Source organism: Nitrobacter winogradskyi Nb-255, from assembly GCF_000012725.1.
GTDB classification, from domain to species: Bacteria; Pseudomonadota; Alphaproteobacteria; order Rhizobiales; family Xanthobacteraceae; genus Nitrobacter; species Nitrobacter winogradskyi.
Map to the genome: position 1 here is coordinate 1,258,037 of NC_007406.1, position 22,970 is coordinate 1,281,006.

28 protein-coding genes and 1 pseudogene are annotated in these 22,970 nt (G+C 61.8%); 20 read left to right on the forward strand and 9 right to left on the reverse strand.

Annotated elements, in window-relative coordinates; translation table 11 throughout:
* The first annotated feature begins 219 nt into the window (after nt 1–219).
* Both NWI_RS05920 and NWI_RS05925 read left to right on the forward strand, forming a co-directional pair.
* The gene (locus NWI_RS05920; protein ID WP_041344857.1) at nt 220–423 is read left to right on the forward strand and encodes a hypothetical protein; all 204 of its coding nucleotides are present in this window, start codon (nt 220–222) and stop codon (nt 421–423) included.
* Between the two features lie 18 nt (nt 424–441).
* The gene (locus tag NWI_RS05925; protein ID WP_011314439.1) at nt 442–1,287 is read left to right on the forward strand and encodes a hypothetical protein; all 846 of its coding nucleotides are present in this window, start codon (nt 442–444) and stop codon (nt 1,285–1,287) included.
* 23 nt (nt 1,288–1,310) lie between these two features.
* Here the strand turns inward: NWI_RS05925 and NWI_RS05930 are convergent, their stop codons facing one another.
* The 3 genes from NWI_RS05930 to NWI_RS05940 form a co-directional block, all read right to left on the reverse strand.
* On the reverse strand, nt 1,311–1,889 hold the full coding sequence (locus NWI_RS05930; protein WP_011314440.1) for a DUF1254 domain-containing protein: 579 nt from the start codon (nt 1,887–1,889) through the stop codon (nt 1,311–1,313).
* Nucleotides 1,886–2,464 carry a DUF1214 domain-containing protein gene (locus NWI_RS05935; RefSeq protein ID WP_011314441.1) on the reverse strand — a complete coding sequence of 193 codons (579 nt, stop codon included), beginning with the start codon at nt 2,462–2,464 and terminating at the stop codon, nt 1,886–1,888. The genes NWI_RS05930 and NWI_RS05935 overlap by 4 nt, the downstream gene beginning before the upstream one ends.
* Nucleotides 2,465–2,557: 93 nt before the next feature.
* Nucleotides 2,558–4,837 (reverse strand): transglycosylase domain-containing protein, encoded by a 2,280-nt coding sequence (locus NWI_RS05940; protein ID WP_011314442.1) that lies wholly within the window; start codon nt 4,835–4,837, stop codon nt 2,558–2,560.
* A gap of 309 nt (nt 4,838–5,146) precedes the next feature.
* Here NWI_RS05940 and NWI_RS05945 point away from each other — a divergent pair, with 309 nt between their 5' ends.
* The 3 genes from NWI_RS05945 to NWI_RS05955 all read left to right on the forward strand — a co-directional run bounded on the left by NWI_RS05945 (nt 5,147) and on the right by NWI_RS05955 (nt 7,822).
* Nucleotides 5,147–5,662 carry a YcgN family cysteine cluster protein gene (locus NWI_RS05945; RefSeq protein WP_041345443.1) on the forward strand — a complete coding sequence of 172 codons (516 nt, stop codon included), beginning with the start codon at nt 5,147–5,149 and terminating at the stop codon, nt 5,660–5,662.
* A gap of 142 nt (nt 5,663–5,804) precedes the next feature.
* Entirely contained in the window at nt 5,805–7,355 is a 1,551-nt protein-coding gene (locus NWI_RS05950) for an MDR family MFS transporter (protein WP_011314444.1), read from the forward strand.
* Between the two features lie 293 nt (nt 7,356–7,648).
* The gene (locus NWI_RS05955; RefSeq protein ID WP_011314445.1) at nt 7,649–7,822 is read left to right on the forward strand and encodes a Flp family type IVb pilin; all 174 of its coding nucleotides are present in this window, start codon (nt 7,649–7,651) and stop codon (nt 7,820–7,822) included.
* Between the two features lie 161 nt (nt 7,823–7,983).
* Here NWI_RS05955 and NWI_RS05960 read toward each other — a convergent pair whose 3' ends face one another.
* From NWI_RS05960 to NWI_RS16795, 4 genes are all read right to left on the reverse strand, one after another.
* Nucleotides 7,984–8,553 (reverse strand): hypothetical protein, encoded by a 570-nt coding sequence (locus NWI_RS05960; RefSeq protein ID WP_148203791.1) that lies wholly within the window; start codon nt 8,551–8,553, stop codon nt 7,984–7,986.
* A 129-nt stretch (nt 8,554–8,682) separates the two neighbouring features.
* Nucleotides 8,683–9,150, reverse strand: a complete 468-nt coding sequence (locus NWI_RS05965; protein ID WP_011314447.1) for a hypothetical protein — start codon at nt 9,148–9,150, stop codon at nt 8,683–8,685.
* A 53-nt stretch (nt 9,151–9,203) separates the two neighbouring features.
* On the reverse strand, nt 9,204–10,142 hold the full coding sequence (locus tag NWI_RS05970; RefSeq protein ID WP_011314448.1) for an IS1595-like element ISNwi3 family transposase: 939 nt from the start codon (nt 10,140–10,142) through the stop codon (nt 9,204–9,206).
* Nucleotides 10,143–10,826: 684 nt separating this feature from the next.
* Nucleotides 10,827–11,770, reverse strand: a protein-coding gene (locus tag NWI_RS16795; RefSeq protein ID WP_187147962.1) for an IS630 family transposase whose coding sequence is annotated in 2 segments (ribosomal slippage) — nt 10,827–11,432 and nt 11,435–11,770 — 942 coding nt in all. Because the reading frame shifts where the segments join, the coding sequence is not laid out codon by codon here.
* 594 nt (nt 11,771–12,364) lie between these two features.
* On the opposite strand from NWI_RS16795, the gene NWI_RS18180 reads away from it, so the two are divergent.
* From NWI_RS18180 to NWI_RS18190, 9 genes and pseudogenes are all read left to right on the forward strand, one after another.
* Nucleotides 12,365–13,120 carry a hypothetical protein gene (locus tag NWI_RS18180; protein ID WP_011314450.1) on the forward strand — a complete coding sequence of 252 codons (756 nt, stop codon included), beginning with the start codon at nt 12,365–12,367 and terminating at the stop codon, nt 13,118–13,120.
* Entirely contained in the window at nt 13,113–14,381 is a 1,269-nt protein-coding gene (locus tag NWI_RS05990) for a DNA-packaging protein (RefSeq protein WP_011314451.1), read from the forward strand. Before NWI_RS18180 ends, NWI_RS05990 begins: the two co-directional genes overlap by 8 nt.
* A 49-nt stretch (nt 14,382–14,430) precedes the next feature.
* The gene (locus NWI_RS05995) at nt 14,431–15,606 is read left to right on the forward strand and encodes a phage portal protein (RefSeq protein WP_011314452.1); all 1,176 of its coding nucleotides are present in this window, start codon (nt 14,431–14,433) and stop codon (nt 15,604–15,606) included.
* A gap of 43 nt (nt 15,607–15,649) precedes the next feature.
* Complete coding sequence (locus NWI_RS06000; protein WP_041344858.1) at nt 15,650–15,862, forward strand: hypothetical protein; 213 nt, start codon at nt 15,650–15,652, stop codon at nt 15,860–15,862.
* Complete coding sequence (locus NWI_RS06005; RefSeq protein ID WP_041344859.1) at nt 15,862–16,050, forward strand: hypothetical protein; 189 nt, start codon at nt 15,862–15,864, stop codon at nt 16,048–16,050. The genes NWI_RS06000 and NWI_RS06005 overlap by 1 nt, the downstream gene beginning before the upstream one ends.
* An 82-nt stretch (nt 16,051–16,132) precedes the next feature.
* The gene (locus NWI_RS06010) at nt 16,133–16,780 is read left to right on the forward strand and encodes an HK97 family phage prohead protease (protein WP_011314454.1); all 648 of its coding nucleotides are present in this window, start codon (nt 16,133–16,135) and stop codon (nt 16,778–16,780) included.
* Entirely contained in the window at nt 16,780–17,097 is a 318-nt protein-coding gene (locus NWI_RS18185; RefSeq protein WP_011314455.1) for a hypothetical protein, read from the forward strand. The genes NWI_RS06010 and NWI_RS18185 overlap by 1 nt, the downstream gene beginning before the upstream one ends.
* Nucleotides 17,098–17,111: 14 nt before the next feature.
* Nucleotides 17,112–17,354: pseudogene (locus NWI_RS18555) on the forward strand (hypothetical protein); the annotation flags it as partial.
* Between the two features lie 152 nt (nt 17,355–17,506).
* Entirely contained in the window at nt 17,507–17,698 is a 192-nt protein-coding gene (locus NWI_RS18190) for a hypothetical protein (RefSeq protein ID WP_148203792.1), read from the forward strand.
* Nucleotides 17,699–17,746: 48 nt separating this feature from the next.
* Here the strand turns inward: NWI_RS18190 and NWI_RS06025 are convergent, their stop codons facing one another.
* Entirely contained in the window at nt 17,747–18,034 is a 288-nt protein-coding gene (locus tag NWI_RS06025) for a hypothetical protein (protein ID WP_244374992.1), read from the reverse strand.
* Between the two features lie 256 nt (nt 18,035–18,290).
* Here NWI_RS06025 and NWI_RS06030 point away from each other — a divergent pair, with 256 nt between their 5' ends.
* The 5 genes from NWI_RS06030 to NWI_RS18560 all read left to right on the forward strand — a co-directional run bounded on the left by NWI_RS06030 (nt 18,291) and on the right by NWI_RS18560 (nt 21,406).
* The gene (locus NWI_RS06030; protein WP_011314458.1) at nt 18,291–19,544 is read left to right on the forward strand and encodes a phage major capsid protein; all 1,254 of its coding nucleotides are present in this window, start codon (nt 18,291–18,293) and stop codon (nt 19,542–19,544) included.
* Nucleotides 19,545–19,867: 323 nt separating this feature from the next.
* Nucleotides 19,868–20,452: a hypothetical protein gene (locus tag NWI_RS06035; protein WP_244374993.1), complete on the forward strand. Its 585-nt coding sequence runs from the start codon at nt 19,868–19,870 to the stop codon at nt 20,450–20,452.
* Nucleotides 20,453–20,490: 38 nt separating this feature from the next.
* Nucleotides 20,491–20,862 (forward strand): DUF2019 domain-containing protein, encoded by a 372-nt coding sequence (locus NWI_RS06040; RefSeq protein ID WP_011314460.1) that lies wholly within the window; start codon nt 20,491–20,493, stop codon nt 20,860–20,862.
* A gap of 116 nt (nt 20,863–20,978) precedes the next feature.
* Nucleotides 20,979–21,128: a hypothetical protein gene (locus NWI_RS17900; protein ID WP_187148019.1), complete on the forward strand. Its 150-nt coding sequence runs from the start codon at nt 20,979–20,981 to the stop codon at nt 21,126–21,128.
* Nucleotides 21,128–21,406, forward strand: coding sequence for a DUF2019 domain-containing protein (locus NWI_RS18560; RefSeq protein ID WP_011314461.1), 279 nt, complete (start codon nt 21,128–21,130; stop codon nt 21,404–21,406). Before NWI_RS17900 ends, NWI_RS18560 begins: the two co-directional genes overlap by 1 nt.
* Before the next feature lie 105 nt (nt 21,407–21,511).
* Here the strand turns inward: NWI_RS18560 and NWI_RS06055 are convergent, their stop codons facing one another.
* Nucleotides 21,512–22,267, reverse strand: coding sequence for a S1 family peptidase (locus NWI_RS06055; RefSeq protein WP_081431709.1), 756 nt, complete (start codon nt 22,265–22,267; stop codon nt 21,512–21,514).
* Nucleotides 22,268–22,391: 124 nt separating this feature from the next.
* On the opposite strand from NWI_RS06055, the gene NWI_RS06060 reads away from it, so the two are divergent.
* Nucleotides 22,392–22,955 (forward strand): head-tail connector protein, encoded by a 564-nt coding sequence (locus NWI_RS06060; RefSeq protein WP_011314463.1) that lies wholly within the window; start codon nt 22,392–22,394, stop codon nt 22,953–22,955.
* The last annotated feature ends 15 nt before the right edge of the window (nt 22,956–22,970 follow it).

The following is a 22,970-nucleotide window of genomic DNA, read 5'->3' on the forward strand; positions in this document are numbered from 1 at the left end:
AGTCCATCAACCGGGACGAGGTAGCCCGCCCGCGGGGTGCTATGGCGCAACCCCTGGAACGACAAGAGAACATGCCGGCGCACGCGGCTGTCATCCGTCGCCCCTCCATCAATAAAACCAAAGGCTTGCCGTTAACAGGCCGTTAACCATGCGAGGTTCTAAATCCCGCCGCGCCGCCGCTTCAATCGCGACGAGCGCTGGGACCGAGGAGAGACTGGCATGGGCACCGTTATTGCGTTTCCGGCGGATGGGGCGTCGCGGCCGGGATCAGCGGTCAATCGCTCCCCGGATCAGGTGATGGGAACGGTGGTCATCCTGCCGGTGATTCGCATCGACCGCATGACCGATGAAACCAACGGCGGCAGTGATCCCGAGCAGGGGACGGCTGCCGGGCGCCGACGCCGCCGACGAGCCCGCTCCTGATTTTTTCGGACACGCCCGATGCAGAAGACGCCGCTCGCGACGCTAGGTCTGGGACGATCGCGTCTTGCTTCGCTTCTTTCGGTGATTTTGCTGGGTACGGCGCTCGCCGCTTGCAGCGGCGGCGACTTTGGCCGCGTGCGTCAGGACGCACGCAATGACGACATGCACCGCTGGATGGGCGCGGAAGCGACCGGCAGCATCGGTCGCCGGCCGTCGCGGTTTCAATTGACCGACAACGAGCGGCAATTGCGCGATCTCGCCTATCCGCTGGTCGAGCCGCCGCATTCGCGGCCGGCCTGGAAGAGTGTGTTCGGCAACTACGACCCGCTGGCTGCGCCATGGCGGCAAAAACCTGCGTTCGATCGCTCCGCTTACGGCCGGTTGCTTCTCGACGAGCCTCACCGCTCTCACGCTTCGCGCTATGCGCAGTTGATCGATGACGTCCGCGATGACATCACCCGTTTCGATCCGTTCTTCAACACCGCCCGGCAGGTCGTCGATCTCGACAGCAAGCGTAACGCCAGCTTGAGGTTGGTATCGGACCTGTCGCCGCGCGAGCGCGCTGACGCCGTTGCGCGCATGGAGGAAAACACGCTGGTCGTGCAATGGGTGCAGCAGTGTCTTGAACAGCGGATCGCATCCTATCGCTGGGCGCTCGAGCATCTGGTGATTCATGCGCCGGACGGGGTGGCGGCTGACGCAGACCGCCTGATCGGGCACCTCGCGGCGTTGACCGCCAGTCCGCCGGTGGCTTCCGCTCCTGTGATCGGCCGCGCCTTGCGTACGCGCGGTAGCGCACATCGCGTTTTCGAACGAAGCCTGTCTTCGGCTCGAGCCCCAAGGATGGATGACCTGTTCGCGTGAAGAGAACGCGTCTGAACAACAATCTATCGTTTCGCTTCCGGCTTCACCACGGGTGGCTCGGTTTGCAGCCGGCATTTTGCGGCGGCGAGAGAGGATCTCGCCTGATCCATCATGCCCGGCTCAGGCGCCAGCGCCTTGAGAACGATCAGCCCTGTCGTCGAGGGGGAATCGATGATGAGACGGTCCGCGGCCGTCACGTCCTCTTCTTCGGGAAGCTCGGCGTGCTGCGCCTCGGTCATCAGGTTGAGTTCGATCACCTTGCGTCCGGCCGAGCGGTCGTTGATGGCGTAATAGGCGACGTTGCTTTGGGTATAAAACGACACCGACGTATACGCCTCGCTCACGGGCGCCGTGAGCTTGATCGATCCGTCCGACAGGTCGTAGCGGCAGATCGCGACGGCGAATGCGGGGTCCATGTACGGCATCAGCGAGTTGGCGGGCTCCGCCGGCGGCAACGGCGTCACGGCGTTGAGCGTGGCGATTTCGGTCAGTCGCGAATAGGCGTCCTGCGAGGCGATCCGCGGCAGCGCCAACACGCTGACGAGATGAACGATCCCGCCAAGCAGAATGCCCCCGACGATCGCGAACAGCAAGCGGATCATGAGCACTTCTCTGTCGTGATGGAAGGCATGGGTGCGTCGCGTCGGGTTCTCGTACCCACCCCGACGGGAGTATCATAGAGACGAAGCATCAGCACATAGCGCTCGATGCCGCCGGTTGGCAGCCAGTTGCCGGCGCGCGCGCGCGACGCCACGTGCACAAGGAATGAGCCATCGGAATTCCGCACGATCTCCTGGCTGGTGAAGCCATAGCGTTGCAGCGAGTTCGCGACCAGATAACCCTTGCGGTCATGGAGCGTCAGCGTCCAGAATCGCGCCGCTGGCGTGATCCCGGCGATGATGACCTCGCATCGGCCATCGAGCGGCCGTTGTGCGTCATCAGCCTTGGCAAGAAATGCTATGCCGTCTCCAGCCCCGATCGGTAGTTCTCCGCTTCGCGCGATTGCGGCGCGCGAGTAGGGATCGATCTCGGCGGATCCGATTCTTGGCCTTGCCGTCCATGCGCCGATGGTCAGCGTGCCGAGATTGGTGCCGCGTGTTGCCGTGATCCAGGTAGCTCCGAGGCCGAGCGCAGTAGCGAGACCGAGGCCCAGCAAGGTGATGACAATCAGCCGCACGGGTTGGCGCTCCGATGTTGAAGTCCAATGATCACTTGTAGATCAAACAAAAAGACGGAGTCTTTTACGGTTTCCATGAAGCGGTGGAGGACTCTAATTTTTGCTTGGCGTCGGGATCGCCCGGTCGCCGGACGCGGTCGCCACGTTCTTGGCCTCACCGCGGGGCGAGGTCGGATCGGTGGCGTCGGAGCGAGCCGGATTGACCGGTTCTCCAGCCGAGGTTTTTCCGATTGTCCTGGCTGCTTCATCAAGCATCTTTTCCACGCGGACCAGGATATCGGCTCCGCGCCTGGTCAGGATAGGCGGGGGGGCCGGGGTTGCATTGTCCTGGCTGGCTGCGGTTCTGGCGGTCATGGCTGCGGTCGGTTTCGCCGGCGTGGCAACACCGGGGATGTCCTTGATCTCGATACCGCGATGCGCGGCCGTCATGATGTCGTGCCAGGTTTGGGCGGGCAGCGCGCCGCCGGTCAGGCGATTGGTCGGTGAGTAGTCGTCATTGCCGTACCAGACACCGCATGCAAAGTTTCCGGTGTAGCCGACGAACCACGCGTCGCGATAAGCGTTGGTGGTGCCGGTCTTGCCGGCGGCGGGAATGCCGTCAAGGATCGCGCGGCGCGCGGTGCCTTCGCTCACCACATGACTCATCATGCCCGCCATGTCCGCGGCGACTGAAGGCGGAATGATTTGGCGCGGTTCGGGACCGTCGCGGTCGTAGCGCCACACCAGATCGCCGGCGCCGGTGCGGACCTCGAGAACCGCGTGGGGCGTCACCGCCTTGCCCTTGTTCGGGAACGTCGCATAGGCGACGGCATGTTCGAGCACATTGACCTCGTCGGCCCCGATCGGCAGCGACGGCGTATCGGGCAGCGGCGTGACGATGCCGAACTTGCGGGCGACCTCGATGATCTTGGCGCGTCCGGCCTTGGCGGGATTCTTCGCGCCCTTGCCGAGCGCGATTGAGAGCTTCACCGGCACGACATTGATTGAGCGCGTCAGCGCCTGGGTCAGCGTCACCGTGCCGGAGTAGGAATGACCATAATTCTGCGGGCACCAGTTGCCGAGGCAGACGGGACCGTCGACGATCTTGGATGTCGGCTTGAAGCCGTTGAGCAGCGCCGTGGTGTAGACATACGGCTTGAACGAGGATCCGGGCTGGCGCAGGGCGTCCGTCGCGCGATTGAACTGGCTCGCGCCGTAATCACGCCCGCCGACCATCGCGCGCACGCCGCCGTCGAGATCCGCGACCACCGTTGCCGCTTGCGTGGCGTGATAGTCGCGGCCGAACTGCCGCAACTGGCTCTCGATCGCCTCTTCCGCCGCGTGCTGCACGTTCATGTCGATCGTGGTGCGCACGACAAATACGCGCTCGGTATAGGAGCGCGGAAAGGTCTCGACCAGCCTGCGCATTTCCTCGAATGCCCAGTCGAGATAATAATTCGGCGAGTTCTCGTCGCGGCGGTCGACCGCGGTGGCGGGGTTGCGCCGCGCGCCGAACACCTGACCTTCGGTCATGAAGCCTGAATCGACCATGTTGTCGAGCACCTGGTTGGCGCGGGCGCGAGCGGCAGGCAGGTTGATGTGCGGGGCGTATTTGGTCGGCGCCTTGAAAAGGCCGGCGAGCATGGCGGATTCGGCGAGATTGACGTCGCGCACCGACTTGTTGAAATAGAAATGCGCCGCGCCGTCGACGCCGAAGGTCCCGCCGCCCATGTACGCCCGGTCGAGATACAGTTTCAGGATCTCGTTCTTGCTCAGTCGGGTTTCCAGCCAGACGGCGAGGAAGGCTTCGTTGACCTTGCGCTCGATGGTGCGCTCATTGGAGAGGAAAAGGTTCTTGGCGAGTTGCTGGGTGATCGAGGAGCCGCCCTGCCGCACGCCGCCGGCTTGCGCGTTGGTCACCACCGCGCGGAAGGTGCCGCCGACGTCGATGCCGAAATGATTATAGAAACGGCGGTCTTCGGTCGCGAGAGTCGCCTTGATCAGGTTGTCCGGAAACTCCTCCAGCGGAATCGAATCATTGTGTTTGATGCCGCGGCTGCCGATCGGATTGCCGTAGCGATCGAGGAAGGTCACCGCGAGATCGGATTTCTTCAGCCAGTCCTCGTCGGCGGTTTCGCGAAACGCTGGCTGCGCCAGCGCCAGCAGGAGGATGAGACCGCCGAGGCCCAGGGTCGCGGCTTCCGACAAGGGCTCGACGAAGATCCAGCGTTTCCAATGGCCGACATAAAAGCGGTCCATGAAAGTTGAGAAGCGCTCATAAAGCTCGCGCGCGCCGACCGCCGAGGAGAACAGGGTCGAATCGATACGCGCGTCGAGATCCAGCATGATATGCCGGATTCGCTTCTTCCAATCGGGGGGCAGGATGTTGCGCACCGGGGCCTGTGATCGATCTGCGGCATGGCGGCGCCTTTGATCCGGGACGCCGCCGCCACCTCATGCAAGAACGTTACGGCAAACCCAAGGCACTCGTGAAGGCGTCTCTAAACTGCTGGAACGACATCCAGGCATCCTCAGGGAAAGCCGGTTTTATTCTATCCGAGCGCGGGTGATAAACCAATGGCCGGCCGCGACGTCAGCCCGGCGCTGCGGCGTCCCTCATCCTATGGCGCGCGCTTGCGCGAAGTGCCGGCGAAGCCCATAGACGGAGATCGGCATTCTTTGGCACAAGCATCGGCGCATTCCATGACTGAACGACCCGCGCAATCCTCGGAACAGAAGGGATTCTTCTGGAAGACCAAATCCTTGGATGAAATGTCGCCCGCCGAATGGGAAAGTCTGTGCGATGGCTGCGGGCGCTGCTGTCTGGAAAAGCTGGAGGACGAGGATACCGGCGACATTTACTTCACGCACGTCTCCTGCCGGCTTCTGGATGCCGGGCTCTGCGCCTGCAAGGATTATCCGAAGCGTTCCGAGCAGGTTCCGGATTGCGTCCGCCTGACCCCGGAAAATGTCCGCACACTGAACTGGCTGCCGCCGAGCTGCGGTTACCGGCTGGTCGCGGAGGGACGCGATCTTTACTGGTGGCACCCGCTGATTTCCGGTGATCCCGATACCGTCCATGAGGCGGGTGTGTCGGTGCGCGGGCGGGTGCGCGGCACCGAGGACGAGATTCCCGATTCCGAACTCGAGGATCACATTGTGCAGTGGCCGGTTCTATTGCCAAAGCGCGCCCGGCTTCGCAAGCCGCCGGGGCGCTGACCGTTCCGATCACAAATTCGCGATCGCGGGTCGGCGATATTTTTCTTTGCCCGTCGCTGTCGGAAGTCGCACCCCACCATTAAATAGCAAGTAGAAAACCGCGGCAGCCTCCGCGCCTTGAGCCAGATCATATTCCGTCCGCATGAATACTTATGAGCGCCTGGGTCGGGGTCCGTCCGGTCCCCCGATTTCGTCCGGCGAAGGCGCGGCACGTCCCGGTTTCGCTGAAGGCGAGGGCGATGCGCCGCCGGTCGTCGTGTCGCCCGCCCAGCCGGGCCGGAGCGAGATCCGCACCATCCTGGTCAGCCTGATGCTGACCATGTTTCTCGCCGCCCTCGACCAGACCATCGTCGCAACCGCGCTGCCGACCATCGGCCGCCAGTTCCACGACGTCACCACGCTGGCGTGGATCATCACGGCGTATCTTCTGGCGTCGACAGCGGTCGCGCCGTTGTTCGGCACGCTGAGCGATATTTACGGCCGCCGCGCCATGATCGTCACCGCGCTTGGCCTGTTCATCGCGGGTTCGGTCCTGTGTGCGCTGGCGCAGAACATGGCGACGCTGATCGTGGCGCGCGGCGTGCAGGGCATCGGCGGCGGCGGCATCCTGCCCTTGGTGCAGACAATCATTTCCGATGTGGTGACGCCGCGGGAGCGCGGCCAGTACCAGGCTTATTTCAGCGGCGTGTGGACCGCGGCCGGCATCGCCGGGCCGGTGCTTGGCGGCGTATTCGCCGAGCACCTGCACTGGTCGATGATCTTCTGGATCAACGTGCCGCTCGGGCTCGTCTCGCTGGCGTTGCTGTTGCCGAAGATGGGCGGCATCCCGGCGTTTCACCGCCGCCGCAAAGTGGACTGGACCGGCGGCCTGCTGTTGATGACGTCGGCTGTGGTATTCATGCTGGTGCTGACATGGGGCGGCAACCGTTTCGCCTGGTTCTCGCGGGAAATCGTCGCCATGCTGGGAATCTCGCTGGTGCTTGCCGCCGTCTTCGTCTGGCACGCGCGCAAGGCGTCCGAACCCTTCCTGCCGCTGTCGCTGATAGGCGGTTCGGTGGTTCCGTATGCGATAGCCGCGAGTGCTCTCGCGCTCAGTGCGATCATCGGGATCACCGTGCATCTGCCGTTGTATTACCAGGCCGTCCATCATCTCGGCGTCAGCGAATCCGGACTGGCGCTGATTCCGATCGCGGCGGTTTCGACCGGCGGCGCGATGCTTGCGGGCCGCGCCATGACGCATACCCTCCATTACAAACGGATCGCGATCGTCGGCACCGCGTTCGCGGCTGTGATGGCCGCGATCATGGCTGCGGTGACGATGCCGCTATGGCCGCTGCTGGCGATGCTCTCGCTGTTCGCGTTTGGTCTCGGCACCATCTTTCCGGTCAGCGTGGTGTCGCTGCAGAATGCGGTGATGCGCGAGCAGGTCGGAACCGTCACCGGCGCGATGAACTTTTTTCGCGCGCTCGCCTGTTCCTTCGTCGTCGCCGCGTTCGCCGCCATCCTGCTGATGACACTGGGAACCGACGCCATGATCGGCCATGAGGGAGGCGGCCGGCTCAGTGCGATCCAGGCGTCGGACCTCACGAGGGCGTTCCGTTACGTGTTCGCCGCCACGGCCGCGATGATGGCCGCCGCCGCGTTGCTGCTGGTGCGAATGGAAGAGCGGCCGCTGGCCGGCCCTTCGGCCTGATCCGCGCGGGGGAGGTTCGTCGCCGGGGACTTTCACAGCTTCACGGAAGCGCTGAAATCTCCAGCCTTTTGATCTGATGCGTTTTCTTCACGCGAACCAGAGGCATAAACGTGATCGATTCCAGTATTTTGAGACGCGGGATGCGGGCGGAAAACCGCACCACGCTTTCCTCATCCCGCCCCGGCTTTAAACATTCGTTGAGGGCGTCGCTTAGGGTCTGGGCAATCTTTCATCTTTAAGTTGCAAAAAGGAACGCGGAAACAATCGCGGGATCCAAACAGCGGAGTTGGGCATTGCGCCGCCTTGCAAAGTTTGCGTCGGAACTTCTGTGGGACACCTCAGGCGCGACGGCGATCGAATATGCGCTGATCGCTTCCGGCATCAGCATCGTCATCGTGGCCGCGGTCAGCGGCATCGGCGGATCGCTGAGGGACCGCTTCGACGCCCTGAACGGCTTGCTGAAATAGGGTCGGGGGCTCCGGTAAAAATTCCTAGGAAAATATACGCACTTATATACTTGACAAAAGTGCATATATTCCTAGATTCGCGTATCGGCTCGAAAGTCGGTTGGCGCGCCCGGAATGTCAGGTTGGTAAGTGCACTGTGAGGGACAGTGCAAGATAATGAGCTATCCGCGATCTCTGCGGGATTTTCGGATTTTCTTTCGCGCCGCCTTATCTTTGTGGGTGCGGTTTGGCCTGACCCCATCAGGGATTTTGGGAAGCAGGCCAAGTTTATCCAAGAGTCCGTAGAGGGATATCCCAGCTTTGTAGATGCGCTGCGCGTCCCTCAGGATTACTTCGACCGAGAGTGGGATTAGTGAGACATCAACGCTCCCGCGCGCCTCAGTGCGGATCATGAACGTCTCGTTGGTAGATCTATCTATCGCGGGAGAATTATGGACATATCCGTTCCTGACCTTAAGGGCGTCGACTAACTCATCTAGCAGGTCTTCCAGATGAATAAGAATGTGCACATCATCGATTCTCAACTCCGCTGCCGCAAGGAACACGTCCTTTCGATGCGGTGTTGTCATGTGGGTTGTCACCGCTGATCCGTATTCGATGTTTACCCCCAAGCAGCCAGCAATCCCACTTTCGATGACGTAGTCAGAATGGGCCGAACATGCTGTAATTAGACCCAAAGCCTCCAAAACGTCTTTCGGTAGGTTGTTCGGATTAAAATCCAGGTCGCGCATGTCAAAAAACTCAAAGAATGAGATGGAAGAGACCAAGCGTCTTATGAGCGCTCTCGTGCGCATGAAGCCAAAGCCGCACGAGGATATGAAGGTTGGAAGGAAGCAAAAAATAAAAAAAACAAAGACTACTCAGAAGTAGTCGGTTTTTGTCCGGCTGTATGTGCGCGGCACTCGGGTGCCGAAGTGATGCATGTTGTTACATCGCTTGCATTCGTACCAGTCTTGCCCCTCGGTATTATGTGAAAATTGAAGGATGCTGATATGTCCCTGTTGATAGCAGGCGGCACACGCGCGATGAATTGGTTCGCCGCGGGCTTCCGATTCTTTCAGCTCGTAGGCGAACGATCCAGCTCCGTAATCTTTAAGCTGATATCGCTGCATTTGGCTTCCTTTTGCTTCAAAGGAAGCCACTTGCTTTTCAAGGTCGTCTACTCGCTTAACCAACGCAAATTGCGCCTCTTGTGCGGAGAGAATCTTTTCTTGAAGCTCTATGACCGCCCCATTGCGAATGGCAGCATCGCTGATGTCCTTCAAAGCCTTCGCCATATCGAAAGCGGTCTTGAGCGCGCTAGCCCCCGCCATTGCCTCGCTTATCATGACGTCTCCTCCAAGCCGCGAATCGATTCGCGGCCTGCTTCTTATAAACGATCTTAGTTAGTCGGCCGGTACGTCAGGCGCTTGCCCTCGATACCTTTGAGGGCCTTCGCCGTCCGTTCCCCATCGCTAATTCCGAGGCCGGAGCGGTTATTATAGCGGAATTGAAATTCCGTCAGATAGCGTTGCAAGTGCTGTTCGCCGCAGAACGTATAAGTTCCGCGCATCCCACGCTTGAACACGCCAAAGAAGTTTTCGACGTTGTTTGTAGTGAAGCCAGCCGCGTTCACGTACTCGCGGCCGCTGTGGTTCATGGTCTGATGGTCGCCAAATTCACCTCCGGTTATGGTGTAGAGCCTGCTTTCGTCAGTCACGAGCGTAGATTTACGGTCAACGTTGGTAACAAGGATTTCGCGAACCTCAGAAGCGCTCACGCCATGGCGAACGTGGAAGGTGCGAGCTTCACCGGTTTCTGCATCGACAAGCGCCACAATGGCAGCTTTGCGTTTTAGGCCCTTTCGGTAAGACTTAGAGCGCTTGGACGTGTTGCCCCAATATGTTTCGTCGGCCTGAATGGCGCTGCCAGAGCCGCCCATAGGGGTTCCACTGGAAACGACCATAGCTTCGCGCAGGCGGTGCATCATGAACCATGCGGTCTTGTAGGTGACGCCAAGGGCGCGATGTATTTCGTGAGCCGAAACGCCGTTCTTGTTTGAGTTCATCATGTGCGCCGCCATCCACCATTTGGTGAGGGGAACTTTGGAGCGCTCAAACACGGTGCCAACGGTCACGGTGAACTGACCTTTGCACTCGTTGCAGTAATACAAGCCGGGACGATGGGATTTCTTCTGTCCTTCGATCTTGGCGAGCTTGTCTTGATCGGAGTTGCCGCAATGAGGGCAGATAGCGCCATCGGGCCAGCGCACCGCCTCAAGGGCTTCGCGGGCCTTGTCCTCGTCGTGAAACATAGGGTTCTGAAAAACGGCTTTGGTCATCGGCTTGCTCCAATGACCCCGTTTTATGGAACCCCGTTACTTTTGTCAAGTATATAAGTAGGAAAATATACCTTGACAGCGTGACGCTCCCGGAGTAGGTTTACGCCATGCTCCACAGTTGCGCCGGAACATCACCGCAGATGTTTCCGGGCTGCCCTGATCATTCCGCTGCTACGCGAGGCTGATGATTAAAGCCATTCGCCGCGCATCATTTTTGCACGGAACCTGATGATGGGGTCAGACGTTGCCCTCATTAAATGTGAGTGTGTTCTATAGCGTTTTCGAGCGAAGTGGGTGGGTATCGGTTCGCGTGAAGAAAACGGGTCAGAACAATAATCGAGAGCTTCGCTTCTGATCCAATCAGAAGCGATAAGTCTTGAAAGAAGTGTATCCCCGGCTTGATCCGGGAATGAACACCGGCCGCGAGAGGGACGCGCGTTCTTATCAGAACATGGAGTTCGCGGTTTCAGGTTCGACGTAGCGCAAAAGCTCCGGGCGCGCGGATCGCAGAGGAGAACCGGCATGATGACGGAAAAACGCCGTCAAACTGCGAAGACATCCATGGAGATACGACTGGCAGAAATTGAGCCTTCCGCTCTTATGCTGTTGACCATCAGCACCGGCCTAGCGTCGCTGATCATTTGCGTGGTTTGGCTCGTATTCGTCCACTAGAGCATGATGAGTTTAGATTTGGTTGTATCCTGCATTGACGAAGTAGTTGGCGCATTCAGCCGGTGCAACGGTTTCGAGGATCGGAGCGATAGCATTGTAGACGGCCTCGGTGGTCCGCTGCGCGGCTTTGCGTAGCCAGTGTTTGAACTTGGCAAAGAACTGCTCGATCGGGTTCAGATCAGGCGAGTATTTCGGCAGGTAGAAGAGCCGGGCACCGGCGGCACGGATGACGCGACGCACGGCGCTGGCCTTGTGCGAGCCGAGGTTGTCCATAATGACGATGTCGCCGTGCCGCAGGGTCGGGACCAGAACCTTCTCGATGTAGAGAAGGAAGGCTTCGCCGTTGATCGGCCCCTCGATGAACCACGGCGCGGTGATGCGATCGTGGCGCAGAGCGGCCATAAAGGTCATGGTCTGCCAGCGGCCATGCGGCACCTTGGCTCTGATGCGTTGACCGCGCGGCGCCCAGCCCCGCAGCGGCGCCATATTGGTTTTGGTCCAGGTCTCATCGATGAACACCAGCCGAGTGGGATCAATCCGATCTCGATACTTGGTCCATTGCGCTCGCCGACGGGCGACATCGGGACGATCCTGCTCTGCAGCAATCAGCGTCTTTTTTTGTAACTGAGCTTCACAGCGTGAACGAACTCCCACATCGTGCGGTAATCGACCTTAAGGCCACGCTCGGCAAGTTCGGCCACCAGCCCGCGCACGGTAAAGTCCTTTCGGCACCGTTGCAGCAGCCATTCGCGGTGCGGCCCCGCAATCTTCTTTGGCCTATAGCCGCCGATCTGGCTTGGCGCGACGCTGCCGGTCTCGTGGAAGCGTTGTACCCAGTTGATCGCCGTGCTGATGCCCACCCCAAACTGGGCCGCAGCCTGATGCCGCGACAGGCCGCCTTTAACGACAGCACGCACTACCCGCTCACGAAGGTCGTTCGAATAGGCTCGTCCCATCCATGCTGGCCTCCTTCCCAGTCAGCATGTTGAATCAGATGAATTCTGATTTGGGAATCTCAATCGATTCAAAATAAACCCATCCCGCTCTAGAGCATTTTCCGGCGAAGTGGATACCGGTTCGCCGCAAGAAAATGCGACCAGACAACCATTTCTAGAGCATGGTCCGATTCAACTTGATCGGATCATGCTCTAGATCACGATGGTTTGGGATCGAATCGATCCACAACCATGAATGTGGTCGATCCCAATATTCTGAGACGCGGGATGCGGGTGGAAAGCCGCACCTCACTTCTCCTTGCCCCGCTCCAGCGAGTTCGACGCAAGGACCGGGACGAAAGAACCGGGAAGTAAGAACTGTCTGACATAAGAACTATCGTTCGAGAGTCTCCGCTCGGGGACGAAGCCCGCGACGGTAGGAAAACTCTGGAGCCTTCCGCGTCTGACGAAATCAGAAGGCGAGGCCATCGGATCTTGATTTAACACGTTTTCTTCAGGTGAGCGGGTATCCGTCCTCCGGTCAAGCCCCGAGGACAGGCTTCGCTTGAAAACGCAGGGCGGCATCGATTCCGCTTGAGGGGGTTCTGGATATTCATGTGTGCGACGCGAACCGGCAAACCGGCACGCAAGCCGGCGGCGGGGCGCGCCGCCTCGCGCGCAAAGCTGATGCCATCAAGAACCAAGGCGTCGGTGGCATCGACGAAAGCGGCGGCGCTTTCGGCTCCCGACAAGCCGCTCGAGACTGTATCGCAATCGAGAGCGAAAAAAACCAAAGCCGAAGCAGCGACAAAGCGGAGCGCGGCCGGCACATCGCCAGCCGGCAAGACACGCGCCGCCGTTGCCGCGCGCAAGGCGACGATCGCCGCCACCACGCGCTACGTGGATGACGCACCCGTCATTCTTGATGAAAACGACGATGCGGCGAAGGCTGGATTGAGCCGGCAGCGCACGCGGCGGACGACCGTTCGGCGCAAGGATCAGCCGAGCCCGCGCATCAAGCGCACCGCGGTGGAGCGCCTCGACGATCCGCCGCCGGCGAGCGGCGCGGTGTTGATCGAACGGGTAACGCGCGCGATCGAACGCGAGTTGTCCCTGATCGAGGTGATCGTCGGCGGCAGTCATTTGAAACCGCAGCAGCGCACCGAGGCCGAGCGCCGCGCCCGCACGCTGGCCAGCCTCGCGCGCACGCTTGGCGAAGTGACGCGGCTGCGCGCCGGTCAGGAGAAGGTGAAGCCCGCCGATGACGACGCCGTGCCCCGCGACCTTGACGAGTTCCGGCGCGCGCTTTCGCGCCGACTGGAGCAAATGGTCGCCCCGCCAGCGACGCCTCCTGCTGGAGAGCATGAGTGAGGCGGAGCTCGGATATCTTGCGCGGCAGTGGGATGTTTTCGCGCATCCGCATCAACGGCCGCCCGAACTCGCGCCGAACGGCGCGCCGTGGCTGATCTGGCTGATGATCGGTGGTCGCGGCGCTGGAAAGACCCGCGCGGGAGCCGAGTGGGTTCGCGCGCAGGCATTGGGCCTGCCGCCGTTCGCCGGCGAAGCGGTGTCGCGCATCGCGCTGGTCGGCGAAACCGAACACGATGCGCGCGAGGTGATGATCGAAGGCGTTTCCGGGCTGCTCGCGGTTCACGCCGCTCACGAGCGGCCGTCATGGTCGCCGTCGCGCAAACGGCTGGAGTGGAGCAACGGCGCGGTGGCGCAGGCGTTTTCCGCCGACGACCCTGAAAGCCTGCGCGGGCCGCAATTCGGCTGCGCCTGGTCCGACGAGATGGCGAAGTGGCGCTACGCGGAGGCTGCGTTCGACATGCTGCAATTCGGCTTGCGGCTGGGATCGCAGCCGCGCCAGCTCATCACCACGACGCCGCGGCCGACCGCGCTTTTGAAACGGCTGATGAACGACCCCGCGAGCGTGGTGACGCGCGCGCCGACGCAGGCCAACGCCTTCAATCTGGCGCCGACCTTCCTGCAAGGCGTGATGGCGCGCTACGCCGGAACGCGGCTCGGACGTCAGGAGCTTGACGGCGAGATCATCGAGGACCGGCCCGATGCGCTGTGGTCGCGTGCGCTGCTTGAGCGATGTCGCGTGAGCGAGGCGCCGCCGCTGCAACGCATCGTGGTCGCGGTCGATCCGCCGGCGAGCGTAACCAGGCGCGCGGACGCCTGCGGCATTGTCGCGGCGGGGCAGGCCGCCGACGGGACTGTCTACGTGATCGCCGACGAGACCGTGGCGGGCGTGACGCCGGCGCAGTGGGCGGCGAAGGCGATCGCGCTGTGGCGGCGATGGGAGGCCGATGCGCTGGTGGCGGAAGTCAACCAGGGCGGCGACATGGTGAAGGCCGTGATCGCGGAGGTCGACGCTTCGGTGCCGGTGATCGCGGTGCGCGCCACCCGTGGCAAATGGCTGCGCGCCGAGCCGGTGGCGACGCTCTACGAGCAGGGGCGCGTCAGGCACGCCGGCAGCTTCGCCGCGCTTGAAGACGAGATGTGCGACTTCGCCCTCACGGGCCTGTCGTCTGGCCGTTCGCCGGACCGGCTCGACGCCCTGGTGTGGGCGGTGACATCGCTGGCGCTGGTATCGCGCGCTCAGCCGCGGGTGAGGGGATTGTGAACGCTGCTCCTCTCTTCGGGTGCGGGGAGAGACAAATAAAGGATCGCCAATGCGCTTGCGCTTCAAAAACATGTTTGCTCCGCCCGAGACAAAAGCCAGTCGCACGGCCAGGCTGCTCGCCTTCGAGAGCGGCGGCCGCGCGCGCTGGACGCCACGCGACTACGCGGCGCTGGCCCGCGAAGGCTATCTGGCCAATCCCGTCGTACATCGCGCGGTGCGGCTGATCGCGGAGAATGTGGCGTCTTGCAGCTACCTCGTGTTCGAGGGCGCGCAGGAACGCGAGGCGCATCCGCTATCGTTGCTGCTCACGCGTCCGAATACGCGGCAGGACGGCGGCGCGTTTCTCGAAACGCTGGTGTCGCATCTGTTGCTGGCGGGGAACGCCTATGTCGAAACAGTCGCGCTCGACGGGGCGGTTCGCGAACTTCACGCGCTGCGTCCCGATCGCATGAAGGTGGTGCCGGGTCCCGAGGGTTGGGCGGAAGCGTATGAGTACAGCGTCGGCGGGCGCAGCGTGCGCTTTGATCAGGCCTCATCCGTCGTGCCACCGATCCTGCACCTGACGTTCTTTCATCCGCTCGACGATCACTACGGTCTTGCGCCGATCGAATCCGCCGCCGTCGCCATCGACACCCATAACGCCGGATCGAAATGGAATAAGGCGCTGCTCGACAACGCCGCGCGGCCGTCCGGCGCGCTGGTCTATGCCGGGCCGGAGGGCGCGGTGCTCTCGGATTCACAGTTCGACCGGCTCAAGCGCGAGTTGACCGATACCTATCAGGGCGCGGTGAACGCGGGCCGGCCGCTGCTGCTCGAAGGCGGACTCGATTGGAAAGCGATGTCGCTGACGCCGAAGGACATGGATTTCCTGGAGGCCAAGCACACGGCCGCGCGCGAGATCGCGCTCGCTTTCGGCGTGCCGCCGATGATGCTCGGTATTCCCGGCGACAACACCTACGCCAATTTCCTGGAAGCCAATCGCTGCTTCTTTCGCCAGACCGTGTTGCCGCTGGCGTCGCGTATCGGCAATTCGTTCGCGCAGTGGCTGTCGCCGCAGTTCGGCGAAAGCATCCGCGTCGTCGTCGACACCGACAAAATGGACGCGCTCGCCGCCGATCGTACGGCGTTGTGGGAACGGGTCAGCGATGCGGCCTTTCTCACGCTCAACGAAAAGCGCGAGGCGGTCGGCTATGCGCCGATCGAGGGCGGCGACCGCTTGGAGTGAACCGTCACTCACCCGCAAGGGGAGAAAAGGCAGAAAGACCGCCATGTCTGATCTTATCCGCATCTTCAGCGATCGCGGCGATCTCGCTCATCTCGCGCTGTTTCTCTGGGCCAGCGCCGCGAGCGCCGGTCTGCTGTTCGCGCTTCGCGAACTGTCGGCGGCCTCGCGCCGCTTTGACGATTTCGTTCGCGAGTTGCAGCGATTCAACCGCACGGCGCATCGCCGCGCCGAAAACATCAAGGAGGATCTCGACTGATGGATACCCTTCACCGCGTTCTACGCTCGTTCGGTACTGAGACGAAATCTTCGCGCGATCATCTCACCGTGTTTCGCGAATTTCTCGCGCATCTCGATCGCGCGCAGCGCAATCCCCCCGCGGCCCGCGCGCCTCGCGCGAAATCTCAAACGCGACGCAAGCCGGTGAAGCGCGGCCGCAAGGGATGACGTTCATCCGGTAACGTCCGGCGCGCCACGCGCCGTCTTCAAATTCAAGAATTCCACTCCCTTGCCCGCTGCGAGGCCGATCATGCACGCTCCGTTGTCATCCGTGTCCCGCCTGTCGTTCTTCAGCGATGGCATGGTCGAAGGTTATGCCAGCCTGTTCGGCGAGATCGATCAGGCGCGCGACATGATGATGCCCGGTGCGTTCACGCAGACGCTGAAAACGCGGGGGCTGCGCAGGATCCCGATGCTGTTCCAGCATGATCCCGCGGAGCCGGTCGGCGTCTGGCTCGAACTGCACGAGGATTTTCGCGGCCTCTGGGCGCGGGGAAAGCTGATCCCCGACGTGACGCGCGCGCGCGAGTTGCTTTCTTTAGTCGAGGCCGGCGCGGTGGATGGACTGTCGATCGGCTATCGCACCGTGCGCGGCCGGATCGAGCCGCGCACGCGCGTGCGTCATCTCCATCAGGTCGATCTGTGGGAGATTTCGATCGTCACCTTCCCGCTGCTGGCGGGAGCGCGTGTCCGCGCCGTGAAGCAGGCGACGCCCCCGTCGCCGCGCTCGCGTGCGCGGACACAGGCCGAGCGCGAATGGCGGAGCATGAGGCAGGCCGCGGATGAACCGGCGCCGTCGCTCCGCCCGCGCCCGGTGGTGACGTCGCTGCGTGGCAGGGAAGGACGACGCGTGGCGCTGTGCGGCGCGATGCGCGCGCCGCTGGCGGGAGCACGCTGATGACAAGTCATGAAAGTGCATTCGAAGCGGCTCAGCGCGCGTGTTGGATGCGGCCTGACGCCTACAGATGGATCCGGCCGGACGCCGTGCGCTTTCTCGCTCCCGGCACCGATCCTCGCGAGGTCTATCCGGCGCTTCAACGCAAGTTCAATCCGGACCAGCCGCGTGTCCCCGCCGGCAATCCGGACGCGGGCGGTGGACGGATGGCGGCGGTGGCCGTCTCGAGCAGATTCAATATCGGCCGAGCAAGCGACCCACTGACCTGCTGGAAGAGCGCAGCCTGGGTGGCCACGCCATCGAAAGGCATGTCGGCCTGAGCAACGCTTCTCTTTTGAAAGCGGTTAACGATGCGGCCAGTTACGCTCGCCGGAACGGCTCGGCGTCCGGTTTGAGGGAAGGTTCCTTTCCCTCGCTGGAGGCGGCGAACAAGCTGGTCAATTCGACGATTGTGCGAAATCCGGACAAGGTTGATAAAGTCGTCAGCGGGCTTTCAGGGAAGGAGAACCTTGACGCCATATTCGGTTCGCCGACCGGGAGCGAGGCCTATGCGGCGACCGAGCACTCGCAGCCTTATATCAGGGAAACTTACGGTGTCCGGGTCGTGATCGTGCGTGATCGCAGGAGTAAAAAAGGTACAGGGTTGAGACCGCGTTTCCGCAGAATTTGGAACGTTAGCCTATGGCGAGATATAAAATCCAAGTTTGCATCGCGCCAACGGATATTCAGATGTATCTGCAGTGGCGTGACGAGCGCGAGTACTGGCTGGGACGGAAGTTCCTTGCCGAGATTGACGATTATCCGGAATCTCAGCGCCAACAGGATCCCAGTCATATCGAATGGTATTATCTGAACGAAGACCAGTTCGAGAAATTGACGAAGTTTCGCAAGGAACTACGCGCGAAACGCAAGGGCCGTTAGACACGCGTTCGCCTGGCTGATGTCGGTCTCGTCGGTGGGCGTATCGGATCACCGCTTGAACGCCAGCCCCAGCGTGAGACCTGCGATGGCTCCGATGCAGATCGCCGCGCCGCCGGCGGCCATGGTCCAGTTCAGAAGATAAAGCGCTATCGACAACATCGTTTTGTCGCCGTGGACGCTCGTCATCAAAAAGGATGACGCAAACGTTGCCAGCAAAACGACGCAGGCTGCGATCCCGATCCAGGCGGCGCCTCGCCTTGAGGGCCGCATCGCAAACCACGCGCTGGCGGTCGCGGCGACGGCCAGGGTTATCCAGACAAAGATCAGAAATCGCATGGTTCGCCTCGACGTGCTGCTGCCGTTGCCGGGAACCACTCTATAGCGTTTGCGAGCGAAGTGGAATCCGGTTCGCGTGAAGAAAACGCATCAGAACATAAAGCTGAATCTTTCACTGTTTCCATGAAGCGGTGAAGGACTCCAGCGCACGAGCGCGCTCAGGTCTCGGGCTTCAGGCAAATCTCGAATTTCGAAAGGATCTTGAGTCCCCAGACACCGCGGGGCGGCGGAATTATTCTGACCAAGGAGAGAATGAATGGACTTCGATATCACCGACATGGCTCCGGAGCATAAGTCCGGAGGCGCCGTCCGCGGCGGCTATGACGACTTTCGCGTCACCTTCGAGGAATTCAAGGCGGCCAACGACGAACGCCTGGCGCGGCTGGAGCAAAAGCGCGGCGACGTGCTGCTGGAGGAGAAGGTCGATCGCATTAATGCCGCGCTCGACGCCCATCACAGGCGCATGGATGAACTTGCGCTCAAGCATGCCCGCCCGGCGCTCGAAGGCCGCTCCGGTATCGTCGGCGGCGCGGCCGCTCTCGAACACAAAAGCGCCTTCGAGGCTTATGTGCGGGGCGGCGAGACCGGCGCCTTGCGCGCGCTGGAGACCAAGGCGATGTCGGCCGGCTCCAATCCGGATGGGGGCTATCTCGTTCCTGTCGAACTGGAGCACGAGATCGGGCAGCGGCTGGCGGCGATCTCGCCGATCCGCGCGCTGGCGTCGGTTCGCACCATCTCGGGCAACGTCTACAAGAAGCCGTTCATGACCGCGGGCCCCGCCACGGGGTGGGTCGGTGAGACGGATTCGCGGACGCAAACCACCTCGCCGACGCTGGATGCCCTGAGCTTTCCGGCAATGGAGCTTTACGCCATGCCGGCGGCGACCGCGACGCTGCTCGATGATTCCGCCGTCAACATCGACGAGTGGATCGCGCAGGAAGTTGAGCTGACATTCGCGGTTCAGGAAGGGGCTGCGTTCGTGAACGGCGACGGCACCAACAAGCCGAAGGGCTTTCTGCAATCCGAAACCGTCGCCAACGGCTCCTGGGCGTGGGGCAAGCTGGGCTTCGTCGCCAGCGGCGGCGCGAGCGGCTTTGCGTCGTCCAATCCTTCCGATGCGCTGGTCGATCTCGTCTATGCGCTGAAGGCAGGCTATCGCCAGAATGCCGCGTTCATCATGAACCGCAAGACGCAGGCCGCGATCCGCAAGTTCAAGGACACCGGCGGGTCCTATCTGTGGCAGCCGCCGGCGCAGGCTGGCGGGCGCGCCTCGCTGATGACCTTCCCGCTGGTCGAGGCCGAGGATATGCCGGATGTCGCCGAGAATTCGCTGTCGATCGCGTTCGGCGATTTCCGTCGCGGCTATCTCGTGGTGGACCGCGCCGGCGTCCGCGTGCTGCGCGATCCGTATTCGGCCAAGCCCTACGTGCTGTTCTACACGACCAAGCGGGTCGGCGGCGGCGTGCAGGACTTCGACGCCATCAAGCTGATGAAGTTCGCGGCGAGCTGAGAAGGTCGCCGCTCCTGCATCATGCGTCATGGCCGGACAAAAGCGCGAAGCGCGTCTTCGCGGCAGGTCCCGCGCATGACCTGAAAACTAAGCGGCGCGCTTCTCTGGCGCGCCGTTCTGCGTTTTGGACGCATTCTTCATCAAGGACATTTTCGATGCCATCGCATCATGAGGCCTGGCTGCGCCATCAGCAATCGCGATGGCTGCGGCCAGATGCGGCACGCTGGGTTCGTCCCGACGCCGCGCGATTTCTTCCGCCTGGCGCGGATGTCGCCAAAGCGTTTCCCACGCTGGCGCGCAAATACAATCCAAACCAGCCGCGCGTGCCGGCCGGCAATTCCGACGGCGGGCAATGGACAGATGGCGGCGCAGGCAGCCTCGGCCTCTTTCAGATCACGCCGCGTAACAACGCGGTCGACGGTGTGCAACTCGCGGGAGATTGGCGGCCGGATGACGGCCCTCCACCGATTCCGCCGAAAAGACCCGAGACCACCGAAGGGCGGATGAGGTTTGTTCGTCAAGCTGCCAAGTGGCTGCGCGTTGTCGGTCGCCTGTCGCCGGCGGCGGATGTTTTCATCGGAGCGCTGGATCAGGCTGAGGACCTGAAGCGCATGACCAACGTTATCAAGACAGCCAACGATCCACCCGGAACACTGGGAGAGTTGCAGGCGCGAGCACAACTGCCCAGTGAGGCCGGATATGAGGATCATCACATTGTCGGTCAGTTCGCTCAAAACAGACAACAGTTCGGCGACGAACGAATTGACAGTTGGGGAAATACAGTGCGAATTCCTACGTTGAAGCATCTGGACATCAACGGATGGTACTCTACGCCTAGTCCTGATTATGGAGATTTATCGCCAAGAGACTATCTTCGCGGCAGGGCCTGGGACGAGCAAATGCAGTAAGGATTGAAGATCTTGCGCAGCAAGGGGGTGCTCAAGTGATGACACCCGTTCAATCGGACGGCGCCCGAGTACAAGGTCTCATCGCGCGGTTCGCCGAGATCGGTATGGCGCAATATGATGCGATTTATGTGATCAACACCATCAAATACAATCGCCTGTATGCGGAGATGAAACGTGTATGGACCGAGCTAAAAGAGATGCCTGGGGATCAACGCACGGCGCTATTGCCGCTGCTGTCGCACACGAATGTTCAGGTCCGGTTGATGGCGGCTCATTCTCTTCTCGCTCTTTATCCCGGTTTAGCTCGTCGCACTCTGGAAACTATCCGCGATTCAGGTATCGAGCCGCAAAATGGGTCGGCGGCGAACGCAATCAGACGACTCGATGAGGGAAGCTATGTTCCAACGTAATGCCTCCCGAGGCTGGTTGCGAACACCATCATATTGTCGGGCAGTTCGCACAAAACAGGCAGCAATTCGGGAGCCTGCGGATTGACAGCCCTGAAAATACGGTGCGGATTCCTGTCGTGAAGCATCTCGACATCAACGGTTATTATTCAAGGGCCAACGAGCAATATGATGGTCGGTCGCCCAGAGATTATCTTCGCGGCAAGAGTTGGGACGAGCAGACACGTGAAGGACTAAAAATCCTGCGCAAAAATGGGGTGCTCAAGTAATGATATCTGTTCAGCCGAATGCTCTTGTGAAGAACCTTGTTGCGCAATTCGTCGAGATCGGCGTCGCGCAATATGATGCGATTAATGTAATCGACAACGCTATGTATAACCGCTTGTACAAAAAGATGGAGCGTATAAGGGCAGAGCTAAGAAAGATGCCTGGCGATCAGAGGAGGGCTCTGTTGCCGCTACTCTCCCATCCGAACGTACAGGTTCGATTGAAAGCCGCCCACTCTCTATCTTGCGCTCTATCCCGATTTGGCCCGCAGTGCTCTTGAAAGTATCTGCGATTCCGGCATAGAGCCACAAAATGGAGAGGCTGCAATGGCACTCAGTGGGCTCGATGAGGGAAGCTATATTCCAAGGTGAGGAGCGGCTCGTTTTCATATCCCCGCGCCCCAGCTTCGCGCCGTTCTCAAAATCCAGTCGCGGTAGAGCGCGAGCGGCGTGACGCCGGTGAGGCCGCCGCAGCCTGACGCGTTGTTCGCGCCCGTCGACCAGCTCACCACACCGACGATGACGCCGCCGGAATCGAGCATCGCGGGCGCGCCGGAATCGCCGGTGCAGGCGCCAAGGCCGGCGCGCGAGTTGTTGGTTGCGGGATCCGTCAGGCGGATCTGCAAGGTGCCGGGTTTCCCGGTTACGGCAAGACTCGCGGCCCGCGCCACGCCGCCGCTGCGGCCGTCGCCCGGCGTCGCGACGCCCATGCCGACGACGGTGAGGCGCTGACCGACATTGATCGGCATCAGCGCGCCGCCGATCCGAACCGGCTGCACGGCGAGCGGCGCTGCGAGTTGCAGCAAGCCGACGTCGGCGGTGGCGCGGTGCGCGAGCACGCTCTGCGGGTTGAACTGCGGATGCACGGCCGCTCGCCTGATATCGAGCAGGCGCGGCGGCTGGCTCCCGTAGTCCACCATCTTGGTGGCGACGCCGGGCGCGATGCAATGCGCGGCGGTGAGGATGATATCACGCGCGATCAGCGTGCCGGTGCAGGAGTTGCCCTGTGAACCGACGATGGTGACGACCGCGTTCGCCAGCGCGGGCGAGGGCGCGCTCCCGCCGCCGACCATAGCGGACGCGGGTGAAAGGGCCACGAGGATCAGCATCGCGGCGATGCCGTTGCGAATGAAGAACGTCATCGGCGGACACAAGCCCGCCGGCTCCCGCCTGTCAACGTCATGGCGCCGGCGTTTCCGACACTCTGCGGCGTATCGCGTCAGAGCGCGCCGCACCCTGTCAGGCGCAATAAAAAGAGGATATCCCATGCCATCGATACTTCTGACCGGTCCCGCGGTCGAACCCTGGTCGGTCGAGGAGGCCAAGAGTTTCCTGCGGGCCGAGAACGATGACGATGACGCGGTGATCGCGTCGCTGATCGCCGCCGCGCGAAGCCATGTCGAGGCGATGACGCGCTGCGCCCTGATCGCGCAGACCTGGCGCTTCGTGCTGGACCAGTGGCCGAAAGACGGCCGCATCAGGCCGGGCCGGGGACCGTTGCGGACGCTCGCCGCGGCGCGCGTTTATAACTCGGCGGGGATCGCCACGCCGATCGATGCCGGGACGTTCGTTCTCGACAAGGCGGCGGGCGTGATCGCTTCATCCGTCTGGGTGTTTCCGGGGCGCGCCAGCGGGGGCATCGAACTCGATATCGAGATCGGATTCGGCGACGCCGCTTCCGATGTGCCTGACGTGTTGCGCCACGCGGTGCGGACGCTGGTCACGCACTGGTATGAAAACCGCGGTCTTGTCGCCATTGGCCAGAGCGTCGCGATGATGCCGGCCAGCGTCAGCGCCATGATCGCGAGCTATCGCGTGCACGCGCTCTGATCGCCTTCGCTCTCT

Excerpts from the sequence above, each read along its gene's own strand:
- NWI_RS05970 (WP_011314448.1), bottom strand. The coding sequence starts at position 10,142 with ATGACCAAAGCCGTTTTTCAGAACCCTATGTTTCACGACGAGGACAAG.
- NWI_RS05950 (WP_011314444.1), top strand. The coding sequence starts at position 5,805 with ATGAATACTTATGAGCGCCTGGGTCGGGGTCCGTCCGGTCCCCCGATT.
- NWI_RS05925 (WP_011314439.1), top strand. The coding sequence starts at position 442 with ATGCAGAAGACGCCGCTCGCGACGCTAGGTCTGGGACGATCGCGTCTT.
- NWI_RS06040 (WP_011314460.1), top strand. The coding sequence starts at position 20,491 with ATGACACCCGTTCAATCGGACGGCGCCCGAGTACAAGGTCTCATCGCG.
- NWI_RS06030 (WP_011314458.1), top strand. The coding sequence starts at position 18,291 with ATGGACTTCGATATCACCGACATGGCTCCGGAGCATAAGTCCGGAGGC.
- NWI_RS05945 (WP_041345443.1), top strand. The coding sequence starts at position 5,147 with ATGACTGAACGACCCGCGCAATCCTCGGAACAGAAGGGATTCTTCTGG.
- NWI_RS18190 (WP_148203792.1), top strand. The coding sequence starts at position 17,507 with ATGTATCTGCAGTGGCGTGACGAGCGCGAGTACTGGCTGGGACGGAAG.
- NWI_RS18185 (WP_011314455.1), top strand. The coding sequence starts at position 16,780 with ATGACAAGTCATGAAAGTGCATTCGAAGCGGCTCAGCGCGCGTGTTGG.
- NWI_RS06055 (WP_081431709.1), bottom strand. The coding sequence starts at position 22,267 with ATGACGTTCTTCATTCGCAACGGCATCGCCGCGATGCTGATCCTCGTG.
- NWI_RS05995 (WP_011314452.1), top strand. The coding sequence starts at position 14,431 with ATGCGCTTGCGCTTCAAAAACATGTTTGCTCCGCCCGAGACAAAAGCC.
- NWI_RS06000 (WP_041344858.1), top strand. The coding sequence starts at position 15,650 with ATGTCTGATCTTATCCGCATCTTCAGCGATCGCGGCGATCTCGCTCAT.
- NWI_RS05920 (WP_041344857.1), top strand. The coding sequence starts at position 220 with ATGGGCACCGTTATTGCGTTTCCGGCGGATGGGGCGTCGCGGCCGGGA.
- NWI_RS06005 (WP_041344859.1), top strand. The coding sequence starts at position 15,862 with ATGGATACCCTTCACCGCGTTCTACGCTCGTTCGGTACTGAGACGAAA.
- NWI_RS18560 (WP_011314461.1), top strand. The coding sequence starts at position 21,128 with ATGATATCTGTTCAGCCGAATGCTCTTGTGAAGAACCTTGTTGCGCAA.
- NWI_RS06025 (WP_244374992.1), bottom strand. The coding sequence starts at position 18,034 with ATGCGATTTCTGATCTTTGTCTGGATAACCCTGGCCGTCGCCGCGACC.
- NWI_RS05990 (WP_011314451.1), top strand. The coding sequence starts at position 13,113 with ATGAGTGAGGCGGAGCTCGGATATCTTGCGCGGCAGTGGGATGTTTTC.
- NWI_RS05930 (WP_011314440.1), bottom strand. The coding sequence starts at position 1,889 with ATGATCCGCTTGCTGTTCGCGATCGTCGGGGGCATTCTGCTTGGCGGG.
- NWI_RS05960 (WP_148203791.1), bottom strand. The coding sequence starts at position 8,553 with ATGCGCGACCTGGATTTTAATCCGAACAACCTACCGAAAGACGTTTTG.
- NWI_RS06010 (WP_011314454.1), top strand. The coding sequence starts at position 16,133 with ATGCACGCTCCGTTGTCATCCGTGTCCCGCCTGTCGTTCTTCAGCGAT.
- NWI_RS06060 (WP_011314463.1), top strand. The coding sequence starts at position 22,392 with ATGCCATCGATACTTCTGACCGGTCCCGCGGTCGAACCCTGGTCGGTC.
- NWI_RS05965 (WP_011314447.1), bottom strand. The coding sequence starts at position 9,150 with ATGATAAGCGAGGCAATGGCGGGGGCTAGCGCGCTCAAGACCGCTTTC.
- NWI_RS18180 (WP_011314450.1), top strand. The coding sequence starts at position 12,365 with ATGTGTGCGACGCGAACCGGCAAACCGGCACGCAAGCCGGCGGCGGGG.